Below are 1,542 nucleotides of genomic sequence, written 5' to 3'. Positions count from 1 at the left end.
CTGCTGGTGGTGGAGCTCGAGCCGAGGCTCGGGCTACGGGCCCTCCGGGTCACGCTGGACCTGACGTCAGGGACGATCGTGGACGTCTCGGAGGACGGGACGGACGAGGGGTGACGGCGCGGGCGGGGCGGACGGAGGTCCGTCCCGCCGTTCCTTCGGGGGAGGGTGTGACGACGGGTCGGTCGGGATGCAGGCGCGGGCTCGGGGCGTTCCCGGCGGGGTGGCGCGGACGCTTGGAGGGCGTGTCGGTGGACCCGTCGGCGTCGATGCTCACCCTCGTGGTGGCGCGGACGTGGACACGGAGAAGGGAACGTCGGGGGTGCTAGATCTAGCACCCCCTTCTCTTGGAGTGACACATGTAGTACGGTGGACGAGAGGTGAGCGCTTGGTTAACTGATCTTAATCTTTCTGCATCCGTCCCGCCGTGACACCCCTCACGACGCCCCCCGAAGCCCCACTCGACAGGAGGCCCATGACCCGAACCTACGCCCTGACCGACATCCCCGCCGCCCACGACGTCCTCGTCTACGCCCACCGGCAGCTCCACCGACGCGGCCTCGCCCACGCCGTCCTCACCCTCGCCGACGACCCCGCCGAGTACCCCTTCGACCTCCTCACCGGCCTCCGCGTCATCGACCACGGCATGCGGCGCCCCGACCGCCGCTGCCAGGCCTGCCCCCACCACCCCGCCCTGCGCTTCGAGTTCCTCGTCACCGACCTCACCGGACGAACGCACGGCCCCGTCGGCAGCACCTGCCTCTTCCGCCACGTCCTCGGCGACGACGCCGAGACGACCGGCCAGGAACTCAAGACCCACGTCGGCGCCGCCACCGACCACCCCGACGCCACCCCCGAGGAACGCCACCGCCACGCCCACGAAGCCCGCCTCGAAGACGAAGGTCACTTCCGCGGCTACCTCAAGGCCCTCGGGCTCGGCTGGATCCTCGATGAACTCCGCGCCCGCCGCCGCGTCCTCCTCGGCGACGACCTCTACGACCGCCTCGACCGCATGCTCGGCGGACGCGACGTCCTCACCCTCCGCGAGTACCGCGCCCTGCTCGCCCTCACCCCACCCCAGGACGACCCGGGACGCCAAGCCCCTGCGCGCGGACCCCGCCTGACGCTTCCCCTGCCACCGGCGAACCCCAGACCGGAATCGACGTCCTCGGGCGGCGCGACGTCCGCCCCGGGCACGCGAGAAGGGCGCCCACGCACCCGGACGCGCAGCACCGCCCGTCGCCTGCCCCGCACCGCCGACCGGCCCTTCACCCCCGGCGAGTGGGACCAGTACCTCCGCGACCACAAGCTCCGCAGCCCCTACGACTTCTGGCCGTGGTTCCGGACGCTCGTCACGCTCCCCGAGGACGACCTCGCCGACGTCGAGACCCGCTTCCGCCGTCGACGGCCGCTGCGCGCGCAACAGCACGACGCGATCCAACGCGCCCACGACGAGCACGCCCCACTCATCGAACGGCTCGTCGCCCAGCACCGCCCGCAGGCCGGCGCCTGGCGGACCCCCGAGCGCCCCACACCTCCCCGGCC

General features: G+C 72.8%; 1 protein-coding gene. It reads left to right on the top strand.

Translation table 11 applies throughout. The annotated features are described in order from the left end of the window. Nucleotides 1-472: 472 nt before the first annotated feature. Nucleotides 473-1,542: hypothetical protein (locus tag DEIPI_RS31795; protein WP_045234515.1), on the top strand; the 1,070-nt coding region annotated here is incomplete at its 3' end.

Origin of the sequence: Deinococcus pimensis DSM 21231 (assembly GCF_000519345.1) — a bacterium.
Taxonomy (GTDB): Bacteria; Deinococcota; Deinococci; order Deinococcales; family Deinococcaceae; genus Deinococcus_A; species Deinococcus_A pimensis.
The sequence above is the reverse complement of the archived record's forward strand: the minus strand, read 5'-3'. Positions and strand labels throughout refer to the sequence as shown.